Source organism: Xanthomonas sp. PPL134, assembly GCF_040595915.1.
Lineage (GTDB): Bacteria > Pseudomonadota > Gammaproteobacteria > Xanthomonadales > Xanthomonadaceae > Xanthomonas_A > Xanthomonas_A indica.
Genome location: NZ_JAMDLL010000006.1, coordinates 1 through 17391, shown reverse-complemented (window position 1 = coordinate 17391; position 17391 = coordinate 1). Strand labels below are relative to the sequence as shown.

The window sequence follows — 17391 nt, the reverse complement described above, 5'->3', positions numbered from 1 at the left end:
CTTAACGTTGGCCCGACCACACCTCATTGAGGGGGTCAAACTCTGTCGTCACCATCGATTTCGACCTCCAACCAAAGCCGCAGATGGCGAGCGGCCCCTCCAGCAAAGGGTCGAGACCAAACGCATTCTCAATATTGACGTCGTTTATGGCCGACGTGACAAAAGCACCGAGCCCGAGTTGGGTAGCACTTGAATAAATCGCCTGGGAGATATGGCCGACGTCGAGCGTCACCGCGCGGTAGGCTTTCGAATGAAGCCGGTACTTCCAAAAGCTACGCGCATAGCGCGGGGCCAGAATGAGTTGCACATGCGCATCCGCAAACCAATGCTGGCCCGCCAACATCTTCCTCGCCAAGTCAGCCAAACCGGCCGACGGGACAGAAATCAGTTCCAAGGCATGGTTCACGGGGTGATAATGATAGAGACCGGGCGCAATGCCCTCCACCCGTTGGACTACCAGATATACCTCTGTCGGATGCAGTCCACCGGCCGAAGGAACATTCTTTTTTAGAAACGCCGTATCGTCCTGTAGGCGGACAACGGATTGCGCCATCACCACTCGCTGCATCATTCGCGAAAAGAGATCGACCGGAAGATGTCGCTCTTGATCGAAATTTCTGCACGTCGTCCTCGACGCCATCAGCTTTTCGTACTCGTCGACCGCGAGCCTGGGGAGCTCAATATCGTCTCCCAAGCGCGATCTTGAGATGACCTCGGGAGGCGGCGGACCGAGTTTGTCGCGCAGCTCAGGCGCCGTGGTCAACTTGTTGGCCTCCATGGAAGCAACGCTATCAAGATCCTTCCAGCGACAAAACTTGTGTAGCATCGCCGCTGCAGGCCACCAATACGCCGAGCGCACAGTGTCATCGCGCTCGCGCATTGCGCTGTGCGCGCTTGTATCGCCTATCAGTAGACCTTTTTCCAAAAGTCCATCAATTAAGCTTACGCCGTACCCAACAACGGATGCCATGTCGATCCAGTTGCTTGGGCTGACAGCGCCCAAGACCTCCCGCTCGCCCTGATCCACTTCGACCTCATCGTCCAGATGAGGAGCCAGCGCGAGCCAACGGGTTTGACGACTAAGGCCAGCTGCGCCAGCAAGCAGTGACATCAAGTCGAAGCCAACCGATTCCCTTGGCTCAAAAAATACAACTCCGCAGCGACGCAGCTTCATACCATCCTCATTGCAACCTCGGGGCTAAACTTTACCGGCTTTCTGCCGATATGCACTCCGTTGCACCGCAAACCTGGTCAAATCCAAGCCCTAATCTCACAATCAGAGCAAACTGGTCATGGCAAATAATCAGCCCCCGCACCCCTCTCCCCTGGATCCGGTTAGTGCAGCAGCGCTACTTGACGCTCTTATTAACGACGACGCCTTCCGCGCCGCATTCCAAAGCGACCCTGTCGCTGCACTCGCGTCCATCGGCATCATTTTGGACGCCGATGCCGACACAAGCTGCCTGGAAGTCGGAATAATGGCATCCAAGGAGGAGCTGATCGCTGCAAGAGAGCAACTTCTGTCCTACCTCGTTTCCGACACGGCGTTCCACAACCCGCATTGCTTCGAAGCAAACAAGGTTGAAAACTACCTAAAGACGAGCAGTTGACCGATCGAGGTTCAGCCCCTTAATTCTTCGCATTGCTGCAGCAGCATCTGCGACATTAAGGGGCTGAAAAATGGAGCTACCCGCAACTTCCGCGTACCCCTGCCCACGGGCGGCCGCGATCGCACGATCCTGCGCAAGAACCGCCTCAGAATCTCCAATACGATCCAATGCATCTCTCATGACAATCCTGGACTGGAACAGCTCTTTTCCATTCATTTGCGATTGAAGCAAAGTGACGGCCAATCGGGGATTTCCCTCTTGCAACAGTTGCTTTGCCCTGATCAGACCAGCCATTCTACTGGCTGTCGCATTGCTAGAACGCTCAGCCATGCGAACGAGGCCTTGCAATTCATTTGGAAGCTTTTTTAGACCGGCACGTTGCAGCAGATACACTGAAGCAAGTGCCAAGGCCGCGTAGTCAGACCTTTCAACACTTGGCTTTGCAGATACACTTTTTGATAGCTCGCTCGCGCACTTTAGAAGCTCACTCTGCAAATCGGCATCTTGCATTTCCGTTGCGCGCAAAGACAAGGCGATCAACTTGAAGTCATGGTACAGCAGTTCAGACTCTGGCTTGGCCTGCCTGGCCTCCTGATCCGCCAGGGACGCGGCTTCCACCAGATTGCCGCTCTGAGCAAGAACGGCAATGCGTGTAATGATGTCCGCCGGCCTAGCTTGATACCCGTTGCCTTCCACACGATGATCGATGAGACGTTGAGCCGCCAGAAGATCGCCGGATGCAGCCAGTGCGAGCGCGCTTCCCAGACCAGGGGATGCGCCGAACTCCTCCTCTGATTGTCGAAAGTACTCGAAGGACTCTTGGTATCTGCCCTGCGCAAGCTCCGCTCTCGCCAATTGATCGAGAGCATAGCCTCGTAGTGGATTGTTTGCCACGACAGCCGATTTCAAATATTTAATGGCCTCTGGATAGTCGCCATTCTCCATTGAAATCCAGGCGTAATTAGCAGCGCCCGCATAATAATCGGGATACAGCTGCGCCAGGAGCTTCCACCTGCGTGCGGGATCATCTCCCTTCTGTGGAAAGTATTGAGATTTCCACGCCAAGAGATAGAGCTGATCTCGCTTTGGGAGCCGTTCCAAGTGGTTCAATGCCGCAGAAAGGTGCGATTCGGCTAACGCGGGTGCAGCACGGCTCACATATATCCGCATGATAGCGGCATGAGCTAGGGCAAAATCTTTGTCCAGCTCCAAAGCCCGATTAAAATATTCAAGCGCCGAGTCGTTTTCTTTTCGGGCGTAGGCCTCGACACCCAGTGAGTACGCTCGCAGCGCATCGATGCTGGCGGTGGTGACCTGCGGCAAGGGCTGTGCGCTCTGGGCAATGGACTCCATGGCTTCGCCCAACTGGTCGCGCAACTGGGCGGTGACGTCGTCGATCGACGCCAAGGCTGAATCCAACCCTTTTCCGTCTTTCGACAGCGCGAGGACCGTTGCACCGCTTGTAGGATCGACGACGTCGACGCTTACCCTCAATCGCCCCCCTACCTCAGCGACCGTCGGCAAGAGGACGGCTTTTGCTCCGTCGCGCTGAGCAATTTCCGACGCGGTGGCGCGATCAATGCGACTGTCGGGGCTACGCTGCATCCGCACCAAGGTGTCCCGTACCTTGAGGTCACTCAGCAGATTCACGTAACGGGACTGTTCAAGGCTGATCCGGAACGCTTGGTCCAGCGATTCGTCGAGTACCTGATTGCCAGTGAGATTGCGCAAATCCCCCACCACCACCCAGTCGCGTTCGGCGAAGGCGATGGCCGGCTGCGGGCGGGTGACGAACCAGGCGCCGACCGCGAACGCGGCGATCAGCGCGGCTTCCGCCGCCAGCGCCGCCGGCCGGCGCCACAGCGGGATGTCGCGCCAGGCCTTGGGGGTGGGCTTGGGCGCGCGCAGCGGGGTGTGGCCGATCTCGCCGACTTCGTAGATCTCCAGCGGGGTGGGCACGCCCTTGAAGCGCCAGCGGCCGTGCGACTTCCACAGCAGGCGTTCGCCGCGCTCGCCCAGTTCGCGCGCGGCGCGGTGGGTCAGCGATTCGGCCACCGCCGAGAGCAGGATCTGCCCGGGCCGGGCCAGGGTCATCAGCCGCGCCGCGGTCGGCTTGGCCAGGCCTTCCACTTCCAGCGGCTTGGCGCCCACCTGCACCGCGGCGTCGCTGTTGCGCCAGGTCAGCACCTCGCCGACGTGCAGGCCGGCGCGCACCTTCAGGTCGAGCTTGCGCTGCGCGCCCAGCTCGCGCAGGCCGCGGCTGTAGTCCAGGGCGAAGCCGAGGCCGTCGATGGGCCGTTCGAACAGCAGCAACAGGCCGTCGGAACGGTCGATCAGGCGGCCGCGCCAGCGTTGCTGCAGCTCCAGCACCAGCGAGTCGTGCCGCTTGAACAGCTCGGCCGCGTTGGCGTCGCCGAGCTTTTCCACCAGCGCCACCGAGTCGCACAGGTCGGTCAGCAGCAGGGTGCGGAGCTGCGGGACCTCAGGCGGCGGTGCGGGGGCGTCGGTCATGGCGGCGGCTCGGCGGGGGCGCGGTGGCTCAGCAGTTGGCGGAGGCGAGGTCGTGCCAGTACAGCCGGTTGCCGCCCTGGCGTTTGGCCTCGTACAACGCCGCATCGGCGTTGGCGTACCAGTCGTTCCAGTCCGAATGCGGGTCGACCCGGCTGATGCCGATGCTGACCGGGCAGATGTGCGGCGCCGGGTGCGGCACGCCCAGCAGGTTCTGCACGGTGGCGAGCACGAACTCGCCGATCCGGCGCAGGTCCTCGACGTTGCCGGCGGCCACCAGCAGGCAGAACTCGTCGCCGCCCAGGCGGCAGGCGATGTCGTCCGGCCCGGCCACCGAACGCAGGATGTTGGCGACGTTCTGCAGCACGCGGTCGCCGACCAGGTGGCCGTGCGCATCGTTGATGTGCTTGAAGCGGTCGCAGTCGATCAGCAGCAGGCCCGGGCCGGGCGAGCGGCCGTCGCGGCGGCATTCCTGCAGGCGCAGGATCAGCCCGCGGCGGTTGTGCAGGCCGGTCAGTTCGTCGGTGCGCACCAGCTCTTCGGTCTGGGTCAGCTGGTGGGTGGTGGCGTAGAGGTTGTCCAGCGCCGCTTCCAGGTCGCGATTGCGCCGGCGCAGCTGGCGGATCAGGGTCTGCTCGTTCATCACCACGCGCACGATGGTGCGGCGGAGGAAGTAGGCGACCACGCCCGGGTCGCGCTCGACCAGGCGCTGGAAGTCGTCGTGGTCCAGTTCCACCAGCGCGCCGTCGCTGGCGGCGATGGCATCGGCGCTGCGCATGTGGTTGCCGATCAACAGGCCCAGTTCGCCGAAGAATTCGCCATGGCCGAGATGCTTCACCACCAGGTCCTCGCCGAAATCCAGATCGATGACGCCACTGGTGATCACGAACATGGCGCTGCCGCCGTCGCCGCGACGGAACAGCACGTCGCCGGCACGCACCGTACGGGCCCGGCCGAATTCGGAAAACAGGCGCAATTCCGCCGCGGTCAGCACCGCCAGCTCGTTCGGCTTCGGAGAGACCGCAGCGTTGGAAATTGTGCCGCGTGCGGTGGATGCGGCGCTGTCGCAGCTCATCCGGCCCCCTCATGTGACGTCGCTGGCCCCTGTCGGGGGAGCATATCACCTACACGCGGCGCTCACGATACGTTTCACAGTCAATCTCGCGCCATGGAGAGACGCCAGCGCAAGCTGTCGCACGTGGTAGACACCGCCTCGCCCTTGGCACCAAACGCGAAAAAAAGCCCGGGCGAACCCGGGCTTCCCACCTCCTGCCAGGGAGGGGCGATCGAAGGCGGCTGGCTGCAGGTCAGGCCGCTTTCTCGCCATGGAACTGTTCTTCCTCGGTCGAGCCGGCCAGCGCGGTGGTCGAGGACTGGCCCTGCTGGATCGCCTGGGTCACCGCATCGAAATAGCCGGTACCGACCTCGCGCTGGTGCTTGACCGCGGTGAAGCCACGGTCGGCGGCAGCGAACTCGGCCTCCTGCAGTTCGACGAAGGCGCTCATCTGCCGGCGCGCATAGCCGTGCGCCAGGTTGAACATCGAGTAGTTCAGCGCGTGGAAGCCGGCCAGGGTGATGAACTGGAACTTGTAGCCGTAGCTGGCGATCTCGCGCTGGAACTTGGCGATGGTGGCGTCGTCCAGGTTCTTCTTCCAGTTGAAGCTGGGCGAGCAGTTGTAGGCCAGCAGCTTGCCGGGGAACTTGGCATGGATGGCCTCGGCGAACTTGCGCGCGAACTCCAGGTCCGGCTTGCCGGTCTCGCACCAGATCAGGTCGGCGTAGGGCGCGTAGGCCAGGCCGCGGCTGATCGCCTGGTCCAGGCCCTTGCGGGTGCGGAAGAAGCCTTCGACGGTGCGCTCGCCGGTGGTGAACGGGCGGTCGTTGGGGTCGATGTCGCTGGTCACCAGGTCGGCGGCCTCGGCATCGGTGCGCGCCACCAGCAGGGTCGGCACGCCCATCACGTCGGCGGCCAAACGCGCGGCGTTCAACTTCTCGATCGCCTCGCGGGTCGGCACCAGCACCTTGCCGCCCATGTGCCCGCACTTCTTGACCGAGGCCAACTGGTCCTCGAAGTGCACGCCGGCGGCGCCGGCCTCGATCATCGCCTTCATCAGCTCGAAGGCGTTGAGCACACCGCCGAAACCGGCCTCGGCGTCGGCCACGATCGGCTGCAGGAAGTCGATCTCGTCCTTGCCCTCGGCGTGGTGCAGCTGGTCGGCGCGCAGCAGCGTGTTGTTGATGCGCTTGACCACCGCCGGCACCGAGTCGGCCGGGTACAGCGACTGGTCCGGGTACATCTGCCCGGCCAGGTTGGCGTCGGCGGCCACCTGCCAGCCGGACAGGTAGATGGCGTTGAGCCCGGCCTTGACCTGCTGCATCGCCTGGTTGCCGGTCAGCGCGCCCAGCGCGTTGACGAAGTCCTTCTCGTGCAGGTATTTCCACAGTTTCTCGGCGCCGAGCCGGGCCAGCGAATGCTCCACGTGCACCGTGCCGCGCAGGCGCACCACGTCGGCGGCGGTGTAGTTGCGGGTGATCCCGGCCCAGCGCGGATCGGTGTCCCAGTCGCGCTGAATCTGTTCGGCGGTCTGCAGCGTGGTGCTCATCTGGCGTTCTCCTCGAAAATGGATGCAGCGATGAAACGGTGGGGGTGTGGCTGGATTTAGGGTTTGGCCGGCATGGAAGGAGTCAGGCGCAGGGACATCGCTTCCACGATTCCCCATTCCCGGCGTCACATCAATCAATCAACTGATAGGCCGGCAAGGTCAGGAAGTCGGCCAGTTCTTCGTCGCGCGTCAGCCGGTCGAGCAGCGCGATGGCCTCGTCCACGCGCGCCCCGCCCGGCAGCAGCGCGCGCTCGCCCAGCCGTGCCGGCAGCTGCCGCAGGCAGGCGTCGAACAGGGCGAAGTCGATGGCGGTGCCGTCGTCCAGGTGCAGGCCGCCCACGTGCAGCCACTGCCACAGCTGGCTGCGGCTGATCTCGGCGGTGGCGGCGTCCTCCATCAGGTGGTGGATCGGCACGCAGCCGTTGCCGTCCAGCCACGCCGCCAGGTAGCGCACGCACACTTCGATGTTGCCCTCGAAGCCGGCGCGGGTGATGGTGCCGGCGGACGGTGCGATCAACGTGTCGCGGTCGGCCTGCACGTCCTCGCGGCGCACCGCGTGCTGGTTCGGCGTGCGCATGTGCTCGTCGAACACCGCGCGGGCGATCGGGATCAATGCCGGGTGCGCCACCCAGGTGCCGTCGTGGCCGGCGGTGACTTCGCGCAGCTTGTCCGCGCGCACCCGCGCCATCGCCTGCTCGTTGGCCGCCTCGTCGTGGCTGATCGGGATCTGCGCGGCCATGCCGCCCATCGCGTGCGCGCCGCGGCGGTGGCAGGTGCGGATCAGCAGTTCCGAGTAGGCCTTCAGGAACGGCTGGGTCATGGTCACCTGGCCGCGCTCGGGCAGCACCCGGTCCGGATGCCGGCGGAAGGTCTTCAGGTAGGAAAAGATGTAGTCCCAGCGGCCGCAGTTCAGACCGACGATGCGCGCACGCAGCGCGTGCAGGATCTCGTCCATCTCGAACACCGCCGGCAGCGTCTCGATCAGCACGGTGACCTTGATCTGGCCCTGCGGCAGGCCGAGCATGTCCTCGATGTGGGCCAGCGCGGTTTCCCACAGCGCCGCTTCCTCCATCGACTGCAGCTTGGGCAGGTACAGGTACGGGCCGCGGTCCTTGGCCTGCAGCGCGCGGCCGTTGTGGAAGGCGAACAGCGCCGCGTCGAACAGGCCGCCGGCCAGCGGCTGCCCGTCGACCAGCACGTGCTTCTCGTCCAGGTGCCAGCCGCGCGGGCGCACGATCAGCACCGCCTGTTCCTCATAGGGGCGCAGCGCGTAGCGCTTGCCCGGGGTGCCGTCGCGCGCAGCCGGCGCGGTGAAGGTCAGGGTCCCGGCGACCGCCTCGGCCAGGGCGCGCTGGCCGGCGACCAGGTTGCGCCAGGTCGGCGCGGTCGAGTCCTCGAAGTCGGCCATGTACACCTTGGCGCCGGAGTTCAGCGCGTTGATGACCATCTTCGGATCGGTCGGGCCGGTGATCTCGACCCGGCGGTCCTGCAGCGCCTCGGGCAGCGACGCCACCTGCCAGTCGCCCTCGCGGATCGCGCGGGTGTCGTCGCGGAAGTCCGGCAGGCCGCCAGCGTCGAAGAAGGCCTGGCGCTCGCGCCGCGCCGCCAGCCGCGCCTGGCGCTCCGGCTCGATCGCTCGGTGCAGCGACACCAGCAGGCCCAGCAGCGGCGGCGGCAGCAAGGCGTCCTGGCCGGCCAGCGAGGCGGTGAGCGCGATGCCCGGCGTGGAACGCGTGGACGGGTCGGGAACGGCAGCGAAAGCGGGGGCGGACATGTGGGGATTCCTCGATGTTTCCGGGGCTCCACCGTGCTTCCACGGCATGTATTTGACAAAGCAGTTTTGTCAATGCTTTATATAAGTCAGACTTATATCCGTCACGTCATGGCCACGGGCAGCGCTGCAACCCCGCGATTTCCCTACAAATCCGACCGGCTCAAACCGCTGCGCGCGTTCTGCCAGACGGTGCGCCTGGGCGCGGTATCGCGCGCCGCGGAGGCCTTGTTCGTCAGCCAGCCGGCGGTGACCCTGCAGTTGCAGGCGCTGGAACGGGAGCTGGGGGTGGTGCTGTTCGAGCGCAGCGGCCGCCGCCTGGTGCCCAGCCGCGAGGGCCAGTTGCTGTACGAGATGGCGCAGCCGCTGGTGGAGAGCCTGGATCGGCTGGAGGCGGACTTCCGCGAGAAGGCGCGCGGGCTGGACGCCGGCGAGCTCAACGTGGCCGCCAACAGTTCCACCATCCTCTATCTGCTGCCGAAGATCGTGGAGGCCTTCCGTGCCCGCCACCCGCAGGTGCGGCTGACCCTGCACAACGCGATCAGCGCCGACGGCACCGACCTGCTGCGCGAGGACGCGGTGGACCTGGCGGTCGGCTCCATGCTCGACGTGCCGGCCGACCTCAGCTACGCCCCGGTGTACCGGTTCGAACAGCTGCTGATCGCCCCACACGACCATCCGTTGGCACGCAAGCCGATGCTGACCCTGGAAGACCTGTCGCCGTACCCGCTGATCCTGCCGCCGCGGCGCCAGGTCACCTACCGCCTGGTCGACCTGGTGTTCCAGCAGGCGCGCGTGCCCTACACCGTCGCCCTGGAAGTGGGGGGCTGGGAGGTGATCAAGCAGTACGTGGCGATGGGCATGGGCGTGTCCATCGTCAGCTCGATCTGCCTCACCGACGCCGACCGCGCGCGCCTGGCCACCCGCGCGCTGGGCGACTATTTCCCGGCGCGCAGCTACGGCGTGGTGGTGCGCAAGGGCAAGTACCTGTCGCCGCAGGCGCGCGCCTTCATCGAACTGATCCAGCCGGACCTGTTCACCCCGCGCGGCTACGACGAGAGCGGGCCGTCGGAGCGCTGAGCGCGGCGGCGCACGCTGTCGCCGACATCGCGCCGCTCAGCCGGGGCGATCCCACTGCGGCGGCTGCCCGATCGCCTGCCGCAGCACATGCGCCAGGCGCGCCACCCGCGCCGGCAGCGGCGTCTGGCTCGGCACCAGCCACAGCCATTGCTGCGGCCCGCACGGCAACGCCGCCTCGTGGAACAGCGCACGCAGACGATGCCGGCGCAGGTCCTCGCCGACCAGCCAGGTCGGCAGGCAGGCCACGCCCAGGCCATCCAGCGCGGCCAGGCGCAGGGTTTCCAGATCGTCGCAGCGCAGCCGTCGCGGCGGCAGCGCCACGTCCGCGCCGAGCACATGCCGCCAACTGATGACCGTGTCGTCGTGGCGCTTGTCCAGCAATGCATGCGTGGCCAGCGCCGGCAAGCGGTCGACCGGCCCGGCGCCATGCAGGTAGGCGGGACTGGCGCAGACCACCCGCCGCAACGGAGCCAGCCGCAGCGCGCCGGCCGGCGCCGGATCCGGGCCGAGCCGGATCACCGCATCCAGGCGCCGGCGCAGCGGGATATCGAACCGCTCCACCAGGTCCAGGTCGACGTGCAACTGCGGGTGCCGCCGCGACAGCGCCGCCAGCAACGGCATCAGTTGCGTGCGGCCGAACGACGGCAGGCAGCTCAGGCGCAAGGTGCCTGCCACCTCGCCCTGCAGCTGCGCCAGTTCCGCGCGCGTCTCGGCCAGGCCGCCGAGCAGCGCGGCGGCACGCGCCTGCAGCACGCGTCCGGCCTCGGTAAGGCTCAGGCTGCGGCTGGAACGGATCAGTACCTGCGTGCCCAGCGCCTTTTCCAGCGCATCCAGGTTGCGGCTGAGCGAGGACGTGGCGACGCCGCGATGACGCGCCGCGGCCGACAGGCTGCCCGCCTCGACCACGTCCAGGAACGCCTGCAACTGGCCGAACATCCGTTCGAAATCGTGCATCGTTGCAGTTTACGCAATGCCGGATTGCAGCGGTGCGCGTGCATGGTGAGTGCCCCGCCGCGGCACCGCGGCCCTGCACAGGAGCCTGTCCCATGCATTCCCATTCCCGCGCCGACATCGCCTTCGACGCCGACGGCGTCACCCTGCGCGGCTGGCTGTACCGGCCCACACCAACCACCGCCACGCCCGCGCCGATCGTGGTGATGGCGCACGGCTGGTCGCTGGTCAAGGAGGCGTACCTGGATCGCTATGCCGAGGTGTTCGCCGCCGCCGGCCTGGCCGTGCTGGTGTACGACCACCGCGGCTTCGGCGACAGCGACGGCACCCCGCGGCAGGAGATCGATCCCTGGCGCCAGATCGAGGATTGCCGCCACGCCATCACCTATGCCGGCAACCTGGACGGCATCGACCCGATGCGCCTCGGCGTGTGGGGCACCAGCTACAGCGGCGCGCACGCCATGCAGGTCGCGGCCACCGATCGGCGGGTCAAGGCGGTGGTCGCGCAGGTGCCCGGCCTGGCCGGCTATCGCAACGGGCTGCGCCGCGGCAGCTACGAGCGCGCCGAGGCCCTGCAGGCCGCGTTCGCCGCGGATCGCCTGGCGGTGCTGCGTGGTGGCGAGCCGGCACGCAAGGCCGTGGTCGGTGCCACCGACGCGCTCTTTCCCAGCGACGACGCGCGCGCCTTCTTCGAGGGCGCCGGCGCGATCGCACCGAACTGGCACAACTGGACCACCCTGCGCTCGGCGGAGTGGAGCCGCGGCTACGAGCCGGCGATCTTCGCCGCGGCGATCAGCCCGACGCCGTTGCTGATGATCGTCGCCGACCGCGACTACATCTCCGGCACCGACTTCCAACTGCAAGCCTACGCGCAGGCGCTGGAACCGAAGCAGTTACTGATGCTGCGCGGCGGCCACTTCGTGCCGTACGTCGAACAGTTCGAGGTCTCCAGCGGCGCCGCACGCGACTGGTTCGTCGCGCACCTGGCGCCGACGCCACGCAGCGGCGTCTGATCCGCCGGCGCGGCGGCGGTGCTGGTGCAGCGCGCGTCGCGCCGGCACGGCCATGCCTGCGCGACGACGCGGCCTGCTACCGTGGCGGCTGCTCCCGTCGACTTGCCGCCGCATGTCCCTGCCCTCCCGCTATGCCGAATGCGATGCGCCAGCGGCGCTGCGCGACCGGGTGCGCTGCAGTTGGCGGTTCCGCCAGGGCGCAGCAGAGGCAGCGCCGACGCAGGTGCTGCCCGATGGCTGCGTCGACCTGATCTGGAACGGCCGCGCCTTGTTCGTGGCCGGGCCGGACCGCCGCGCCAGCGACGCCACGCTGGCGCCGGGCATGGTGCTGACCGGTGTACGCCTCGCGGCCGGGGCCGGCGCCAGCCTGCTCGGCGTGCCGCTGCATGCCGTCGCCGACCAGCGCGTGCCGCTGGACGCGCTGTGGGGCGTCCGCGGCCGCGACTGGCAGGCGCGGCTGGAGGATGCCGCCGACTCACTGGCGACCTTGCACGCCCTCTGCGCGAGCCGGCCGCTGCACCGCGACCACGCGATGGCCTGGCTGTTCGCGCAACTCGCCGGCGCGACGCCGCCGCGGCTGGCCGTGCTGACCGGCACACTGGGCATCAGCGAACGCACGCTGCGCCGGCGCAGCCACGAGGCATTCGGCTACGGCACCAAGACCCTGGAGCGCATCCTGCGCCTTCAGCGCTTCCTGGGCCTGGCCCGCCAGCATCCCAGCCTGACCGCGGCGGCGCTCGAGGCCGGCTATGGCGACGCGCCGCATCTGGTGCGCGACAGCCGACAACTGACCGGGCTCAGCCCGCGCGAACTTGTGCAGCGGCACGCACGCTGAGTTGACCGTTTTCGCCAAGCCGGCGCCGCCCGGATGAAGGACACTGCCCGCTCTTCCACAGGAGCCGCCCATGTCCCGCGCCGAGCAGCATCACCGCATCGACTATCTGGAATTCGCCGTCGCCTCGATCGCCGCGGCCAAGGCCTTCTACGGCCAGGCCTTCGACTGGACCTTCCAGGACTACGGCCCGGACTACTGCGAGTTCCGCGACGGCCGCCTGAGCGGCGGCTTCTTCCACGGCACGCCGCACCCCGGCGGCGCGCTGGTGGTGTTGTACTCCAACGACCTGGCCGCGACCCAGGCGCGCGTCGAAGCCGGCGGCGGCCGCATCGTGCGCCCGGTGTTCGCCTTCCCCGGCGGGCGCCGCTTCCACTTCGCCGACCGCGACGGCTACGAACTGGCGGTGTGGTGCGAGGACTGATGCCCGCGGCGCAAGCGCGGTGACGCGGACGGGCTAGTCCGCATCCCGCGCGTAATGCCCCAGGAACATGTCCGTCGCCGACGCGGCGACCTGGGCCTGCTGCTCAGGGCTGAGCGGCGGCTGGCCCATGCTCAACTGCGGCCAGAACGCGAAGCCCTTGATCAACGCATGCAACTGCTGCGCGGCGAACTCGGGCTGCAGCGGCTTGAGCCGCCCATCGGCCAGGGCCGCGCGCAACCACACCAGCGTGCCCTCCTCCTTGCTGCCCAGGCGCGCGACCAGATCGCGCGCACGCTCGGGCGCGCGCAGGCCTTCCACCATCGCCATCCGCGACAGGCCGAGAAAGGCGGGATCGTCGAACATCTGCAGCTTCTGCTGCAGCAACTGCAGCAACTGCCCTCGCAGCGGCTGCTGCGGGTCGTACGGCACGCCGACGGTGTCCAGGCTGCGCTGCCAGAGCTGCACCAGGATCTCGTCGAACAGCGCGTCCTTGCTGGGGAAATGGTTGTAGACGGTGCGCTTGGACACGCCGGCGCTGGCCGCGATGCGGTCCATGCTGGTGGCCTCGAAGCCATGACCACGGAACTCGGCGATCGCCGCCTCCAGGATCGCCTGGCGCTTGCGCTCGGTCAGCCGTGCCGATGCGGGCGTGGAAAGAGAAGCCATGGGCGAATGTTACACCGCGCAGTTTACTTGCACGAAAAGGAAACTACACTGTGTAGTGTAATTCTCGTGCCAGATCGTCTTCCAAGGATTGCCGCCATGTCTGCGTCCGCTTCCTCGCTGTCCCCTGTTCCGCCCGCGCATCAGGCGTCGCCGCAGTACCGCCACGGCCGCTTCCGCAACGCCACCCCGGGCACCAGCGGCGCGCCCGGCCTGGCCGGAACCCTGCGCATCCTGTGGCATCTGCTGACCCGCAAGTCGCCCGAGGCGGTGCCCGCGCAGCCGCTGCCGGTGCTGCCGCTGACCGCCGAGCAGTTGCTGGCGGCGCCCGACCGCAGCCTGTACCGGCTCGGCCATTCCACGGTGCTGCTCAAGCTGCGCGAGCGCTTGTGGCTGACCGACCCGGTGTTCTCCGAACGCGCCTCGCCGTTTCCGTTCGCCGGCCCACGCCGCTTCCACGCCCCGCCGATCGCGCTGGACGCGTTGCCGCCGATCGCCGGGGTGATCCTCTCGCACGATCACTACGACCACCTGGACCGCGCCAGCATCCGCCGCCTGGCCGAGCGTGTCGGGACCTTCGTGACGCCGCTGGGCGTGGGCGACTTGCTGCAGCGCTGGGGCGTGGCCGCGGACAGGATCCGGCAACTGGACTGGTGGCAGTCGACCACGGTGGACGGGATGACGCTGACCGCCACCCCGGCGCAGCACTTCTCCGGCCGCGGCATGTTCGACCGCGGGCGCCGGCTGTGGTGCTCGTGGGCGATCGAGACGCCCGAGCTGAAGCTGTTCTTCAGCGGCGACGGCGGCTACTCCGACGGCTTCAAGGCGATCGGCGAGCGGCTGGGGCCCTTCGACGTGAGCCTGATCGAAAACGGCGCCTACGACGTGGACTGGCCGCACGTGCACATGCAGCCGGAGCAGACCCTGCAGGCGCACCTGGACATCGGTGGACGCACGCTGCTGCCGATCCACAACGGCACCTTCGACCTGGCGATGCATGCCTGGCACGAACCCTTCGAACGCCTCGCGGCGCTGGCCGATGCCGCTGGTGTGGCGCTGGCCACGCCGCGCATGGGCGAGCGCGTGGACCTGACGCAGCCGGCAAGCGGCGAGCGCTGGTGGCGCGCACTGGCGCAGGCGGTGGCGCCGTGAGCCGCTGGACCCTCGCCGACCTGCCGTCGCAGCGCGACAGGATTGCCATCGTCACCGGCGCCAGCCCCGGCGGACTGGGCTACGAGACCGCGCTGGCGCTGGCCGACGCGGGCGCCAGCGTGGTGCTGGCGGCGCGTAACCCGGGCAAGGCCGAGACTGCGCGGCAGGCGATCCTGGCCGCACATCCGGCGGCCGACGTGCGCGTGGAAGCCCTGGACCTGGCACAGCTCGCATCGGTGGCCGCCTTCGCCGCGCGCATCGCGGCGCGCGACCCGCGGCTGGATCTGCTGATCAACAACGCCGGGGTGATGGCGCCGCCGCAGCGGCAGACCACGGCCGACGGCCTGGAACTGCAGTTCGGCAGCAACTACCTCGGCCACTTCGCGCTGACCGCGCGCCTGTTGCCGCTGCTGCGCGCCGCGCCGGAAGCACGCGTGGTGAACCTCTCGAGCCTGGCGCATCGCCAAGGCCGCATCGACTTCGACGACCTGCAGTGCGAACGTCCCTACCGGCCGTGGAAGGCCTATGGGCAATCCAAGCTGGCGATGCTGATGTTTTCGCTGGAACTGCAGCGGCGCAGCGACGCGCAGGGCTGGGGCGTGCGCGCGCTCGCCGCGCATCCCGGCATTGCGCAGACCGCGCTGATCGCCAATGGCCCGGCGGTCGGCGGTCGCCGCACCGCGATCGGCGCAGCGACCCAGTGGCTCGCACCGTGGATCAGCCATTCCGCCGCCGCCGGCGCCCTGCCCACCCTCTACGCCGCCACCTCGCCAAACGCCCAGCCCGGCGGGTACTACGGGCCCGACGGCCCGTTCGAGCTGAAAGGCGACCCGGCCCCGGCCAGGATCGCCCGGCAGGCGCGCGACCCGCAGGTGGCCGCGCGTTTGTGGGAGGTGGCGTGCACGCTGGCGGGCGTGGCGTTCTGACTGCACAAGGGCGCCTTCGTAGGAGCGGCTTCAGCCGCGACAGGCGTTATAAGGAATGCCCGTCGCGGCTGAAGCCGCTCCTACGGAGCATGTTCCCTCGTCGTTAGCCGCGCCCTACAGCCGCGCCCACTCGAATCCCTCACCGCGGCGGTAAAACACCGCCAGCGCCTTGCCATAGACGCTGTCGGCATCGACGAAGCCGAAATAGCGGCCATCGAAACTGTCGCCGCGATGATCGCCCGTGACCAGCAGCTTGCCGGGCGGTAAGCGCACCCATCGCAGTGTCAGCCCCCCGCCCTGTTATGCCCCCAAGTCAGCAGCAACGACTCGTTCCAATTCCGCAATGGCGGGCTTCACACTGGGATGCCGCTGCACCCAAACATCCCCCAGATGCTGTCTAACGTTCTTCCCACCCAACATGTCTCTTAATCTTTCAGAGCTCCTACATTGCAGGATGTCGTGCGCAGCATTCATAACATCTTCCGAGAAATCCGCATTTTTCTCACCAAGCTCCTCGCCCCATTCCTTTTGAATGGCAGAGATAAGCTTGCCCGCGGCCCGCTGAAATTCTGTTTTCTTAGCCACTTTGTCGGAAAACCCCGCGAGCCCAAACCACTCCCACCAGCGAATCGACCTCGTTTCTTTACAGTCACCAAAAAAGCAAAACGACAGCAATGATGTGACGACTAGTTCTCACCACGAGACCTATATGCATACAATCGCGCCATCACGAAATATCCGAAATCAGCCAACTCCTTTTCGTCAAAAGACAGGCTATCGAACTCACCGACGGAAATATCCTTGTTCGTCACATGCTCTTTTTTCTTCCAAATCTCACCGAATGTTCCGTCACTTACAACATCATCCAAATCCACGCGAAGGGAGTCATCATTATCAAAAATTGAAATCAATAACGCACGACGTTTTTTAACATTATTTGAATTATCCATTACATTCTCCAAGGTGGCAAAGGTGCGTCAATCCCCTCGTCGCGCCCGCTTAAGCAGTTTCCATAGCGAAGCATTGCTTGGCGTTCACATACTGCATAGGAGGACCTTCCTCCGCGTCGTCCGAGAGCTTTGCACGTCACCAGATCTCGCTGCAGATTTTCTTCACAAACGTTTTCTCTATCCTCGGGTTCATCCGGACACATTGCATTGCCGATGGCATGCCCGGTGACACCACCAACGATGGAGCCAAGTGCTCCTCCAGCAGGACTAACGGCCATTGCTCCACCTGCTGCACATGCCGCGGCGCCAGGACCTGCTGGTGCACATACAAATCCACCGCCAATCGCCCCAGCTACACCGCTGCCGTAGTAACCAACAACCCCTCCGCAGATAGCACCAGTAGTCGTATAGCTAGCCACGCACGCTTGGTCCTTCTCAAGCCCCATATGATCAGAAAACATCAATGGGCTGGATTCAACATATGCCCAAGTGCTGGCGCCGCCACTCAGGCCGATCGGATCACTCTGCGCATATCGTCCAGTGCTCGTGTCATAGTCCCGGAAGTAGTTCTGGTTGAGCCCCGTAGCGCTGTCATACCGCTGCCCCGGAAAACGCATCCCGAACACGAACGCCGCGCCGTCGCGATCCGCATCTTGGTCCGGCGGCGTGTTGCCGAACGCTTCGCCCTTGATGTCCCAGGTCCAGACTGCGACGTCGCGCGCCGGGTCGATCACCGCCCGTGGCGCACCCAGATGGTCCGGCTGCACGTAGTTCAGCGCGGCCCCCACCAGCACGCCCACCGGCAGGCCATCTAGCCAGATCGCCTGCTGCAGCGCCTTGCCGTTGGTGTCGTAGTCGCCCATCCAGTGGCCGGCTTCGTCGTAGACGGTGTAGGTGTTGGTGGTGCC

Annotated in this window: 16 protein-coding genes and 1 pseudogene; 7 read left to right on the top strand and 10 right to left on the bottom strand. The window is 66.3% G+C overall.

Going from position 1 to position 17391, the window contains the following annotated elements:
* Nucleotide 1: 1 nt before the first annotated feature.
* Entirely contained in the window at nucleotides 2–1174 is a 1173-nt protein-coding gene (locus tag M3U25_RS12575) for a putative peptide maturation dehydrogenase (RefSeq protein WP_242159143.1), read from the bottom strand.
* 118 nt (nucleotides 1175–1292) lie between these two features.
* Between M3U25_RS12575 and M3U25_RS12570 the strand changes: the two genes are divergently transcribed.
* Complete coding sequence (locus tag M3U25_RS12570) at nucleotides 1293–1610, top strand: NHLP-related RiPP peptide (protein WP_160946842.1); 318 nt, start codon at nucleotides 1293–1295, stop codon at nucleotides 1608–1610.
* On the opposite strand, the gene M3U25_RS12565 is transcribed toward M3U25_RS12570, so the two are convergent.
* The 4 genes from M3U25_RS12565 to aceB all read right to left on the bottom strand — a co-directional run bounded on the left by M3U25_RS12565 (nucleotide 1593) and on the right by aceB (nucleotide 8495).
* Nucleotides 1593–4121, bottom strand: coding sequence for a putative peptide modification system cyclase (locus tag M3U25_RS12565; RefSeq protein WP_355502993.1), 2529 nt, complete (start codon nucleotides 4119–4121; stop codon nucleotides 1593–1595). The two genes, M3U25_RS12570 and M3U25_RS12565, sit on opposite strands and share 18 nt — an antisense overlap.
* A 28-nt stretch (nucleotides 4122–4149) precedes the next feature.
* On the bottom strand, nucleotides 4150–5193 hold the full coding sequence (locus M3U25_RS12560) for a GGDEF domain-containing protein (protein ID WP_242159141.1): 1044 nt from the start codon (nucleotides 5191–5193) through the stop codon (nucleotides 4150–4152).
* Between the two features lie 232 nt (nucleotides 5194–5425).
* Complete coding sequence (gene aceA, locus M3U25_RS12555; protein ID WP_355502995.1) at nucleotides 5426–6721, bottom strand: isocitrate lyase; 1296 nt, start codon at nucleotides 6719–6721, stop codon at nucleotides 5426–5428.
* A 130-nt stretch (nucleotides 6722–6851) separates the two neighbouring features.
* Nucleotides 6852–8495 carry a malate synthase A gene (aceB, locus tag M3U25_RS12550; protein ID WP_355502997.1) on the bottom strand — a complete coding sequence of 548 codons (1644 nt, stop codon included), beginning with the start codon at nucleotides 8493–8495 and terminating at the stop codon, nucleotides 6852–6854.
* A gap of 108 nt (nucleotides 8496–8603) precedes the next feature.
* Between aceB and M3U25_RS12545 the strand changes: the two genes are divergently transcribed.
* Entirely contained in the window at nucleotides 8604–9572 is a 969-nt protein-coding gene (locus tag M3U25_RS12545) for a LysR family transcriptional regulator (RefSeq protein WP_355502999.1), read from the top strand.
* A gap of 36 nt (nucleotides 9573–9608) precedes the next feature.
* Here M3U25_RS12545 and M3U25_RS12540 read toward each other — a convergent pair whose 3' ends face one another.
* Entirely contained in the window at nucleotides 9609–10526 is a 918-nt protein-coding gene (locus M3U25_RS12540; RefSeq protein ID WP_355503000.1) for a LysR family transcriptional regulator, read from the bottom strand.
* 92 nt (nucleotides 10527–10618) lie between these two features.
* Here M3U25_RS12540 and M3U25_RS12535 point away from each other — a divergent pair, with 92 nt between their 5' ends.
* From M3U25_RS12535 to M3U25_RS12525, 3 genes are all read left to right on the top strand, one after another.
* Nucleotides 10619–11536 (top strand): alpha/beta fold hydrolase, encoded by a 918-nt coding sequence (locus tag M3U25_RS12535; RefSeq protein WP_355503002.1) that lies wholly within the window; start codon nucleotides 10619–10621, stop codon nucleotides 11534–11536.
* Nucleotides 11537–11648: 112 nt separating this feature from the next.
* Nucleotides 11649–12371 (top strand): helix-turn-helix domain-containing protein, encoded by a 723-nt coding sequence (locus tag M3U25_RS12530; RefSeq protein ID WP_355503005.1) that lies wholly within the window; start codon nucleotides 11649–11651, stop codon nucleotides 12369–12371.
* A 70-nt stretch (nucleotides 12372–12441) separates the two neighbouring features.
* Nucleotides 12442–12792, top strand: a complete 351-nt coding sequence (locus M3U25_RS12525; RefSeq protein WP_355503007.1) for a VOC family protein — start codon at nucleotides 12442–12444, stop codon at nucleotides 12790–12792.
* A 33-nt stretch (nucleotides 12793–12825) separates the two neighbouring features.
* On the opposite strand, the gene M3U25_RS12520 is transcribed toward M3U25_RS12525, so the two are convergent.
* The gene (locus tag M3U25_RS12520) at nucleotides 12826–13458 is read right to left on the bottom strand and encodes a TetR/AcrR family transcriptional regulator (RefSeq protein ID WP_355503009.1); all 633 of its coding nucleotides are present in this window, start codon (nucleotides 13456–13458) and stop codon (nucleotides 12826–12828) included.
* A 96-nt stretch (nucleotides 13459–13554) separates the two neighbouring features.
* Here M3U25_RS12520 and M3U25_RS12515 point away from each other — a divergent pair, with 96 nt between their 5' ends.
* Complete coding sequence (locus M3U25_RS12515) at nucleotides 13555–14607, top strand: MBL fold metallo-hydrolase (RefSeq protein ID WP_355503011.1); 1053 nt, start codon at nucleotides 13555–13557, stop codon at nucleotides 14605–14607.
* Nucleotides 14604–15533 (top strand): SDR family oxidoreductase, encoded by a 930-nt coding sequence (locus tag M3U25_RS12510; protein WP_355503013.1) that lies wholly within the window; start codon nucleotides 14604–14606, stop codon nucleotides 15531–15533. Before M3U25_RS12515 ends, M3U25_RS12510 begins: the two co-directional genes overlap by 4 nt.
* Nucleotides 15534–15647: 114 nt before the next feature.
* Here M3U25_RS12510 and M3U25_RS12505 read toward each other — a convergent pair.
* The 3 genes and pseudogenes from M3U25_RS12505 to M3U25_RS12495 form a co-directional block, all read right to left on the bottom strand.
* Nucleotides 15648–15800 (bottom strand): annotated as a pseudogene (locus M3U25_RS12505) (S26 family signal peptidase); the annotation flags it as partial.
* A 419-nt stretch (nucleotides 15801–16219) separates the two neighbouring features.
* Nucleotides 16220–16483 carry a hypothetical protein gene (locus M3U25_RS12500; RefSeq protein WP_355503015.1) on the bottom strand — a complete coding sequence of 88 codons (264 nt, stop codon included), beginning with the start codon at nucleotides 16481–16483 and terminating at the stop codon, nucleotides 16220–16222.
* Nucleotides 16483–17391 (bottom strand): RHS repeat-associated core domain-containing protein (locus M3U25_RS12495; RefSeq protein ID WP_355503017.1); only part of this gene is annotated, 909 nt, incomplete at its 5' end. The genes M3U25_RS12495 and M3U25_RS12500, both read right to left, overlap by 1 nt.

Bases quoted from the DNA above. Each gene is read 5' to 3' on its own strand.
- M3U25_RS12535 (WP_355503002.1), top strand. From the start codon at position 10,619: ATGCATTCCCATTCCCGCGCCGACATCGCCTTCGACGCCGACGGCGTC.
- M3U25_RS12500 (WP_355503015.1), bottom strand. From the start codon at position 16,483: ATGGATAATTCAAATAATGTTAAAAAACGTCGTGCGTTATTGATTTCA.
- M3U25_RS12540 (WP_355503000.1), bottom strand. From the start codon at position 10,526: ATGCACGATTTCGAACGGATGTTCGGCCAGTTGCAGGCGTTCCTGGAC.
- M3U25_RS12570 (WP_160946842.1), top strand. From the start codon at position 1,293: ATGGCAAATAATCAGCCCCCGCACCCCTCTCCCCTGGATCCGGTTAGT.
- aceB (WP_355502997.1), bottom strand. From the start codon at position 8,495: ATGTCCGCCCCCGCTTTCGCTGCCGTTCCCGACCCGTCCACGCGTTCC.
- M3U25_RS12525 (WP_355503007.1), top strand. From the start codon at position 12,442: ATGTCCCGCGCCGAGCAGCATCACCGCATCGACTATCTGGAATTCGCC.
- M3U25_RS12565 (WP_355502993.1), bottom strand. From the start codon at position 4,121: ATGACCGACGCCCCCGCACCGCCGCCTGAGGTCCCGCAGCTCCGCACC.
- M3U25_RS12575 (WP_242159143.1), bottom strand. From the start codon at position 1,174: ATGAAGCTGCGTCGCTGCGGAGTTGTATTTTTTGAGCCAAGGGAATCG.
- M3U25_RS12545 (WP_355502999.1), top strand. From the start codon at position 8,604: ATGGCCACGGGCAGCGCTGCAACCCCGCGATTTCCCTACAAATCCGAC.
- M3U25_RS12515 (WP_355503011.1), top strand. From the start codon at position 13,555: ATGTCTGCGTCCGCTTCCTCGCTGTCCCCTGTTCCGCCCGCGCATCAG.
- aceA (WP_355502995.1), bottom strand. From the start codon at position 6,721: ATGAGCACCACGCTGCAGACCGCCGAACAGATTCAGCGCGACTGGGAC.
- M3U25_RS12530 (WP_355503005.1), top strand. From the start codon at position 11,649: ATGTCCCTGCCCTCCCGCTATGCCGAATGCGATGCGCCAGCGGCGCTG.
- M3U25_RS12520 (WP_355503009.1), bottom strand. From the start codon at position 13,458: ATGGCTTCTCTTTCCACGCCCGCATCGGCACGGCTGACCGAGCGCAAG.
- M3U25_RS12560 (WP_242159141.1), bottom strand. From the start codon at position 5,193: ATGAGCTGCGACAGCGCCGCATCCACCGCACGCGGCACAATTTCCAAC.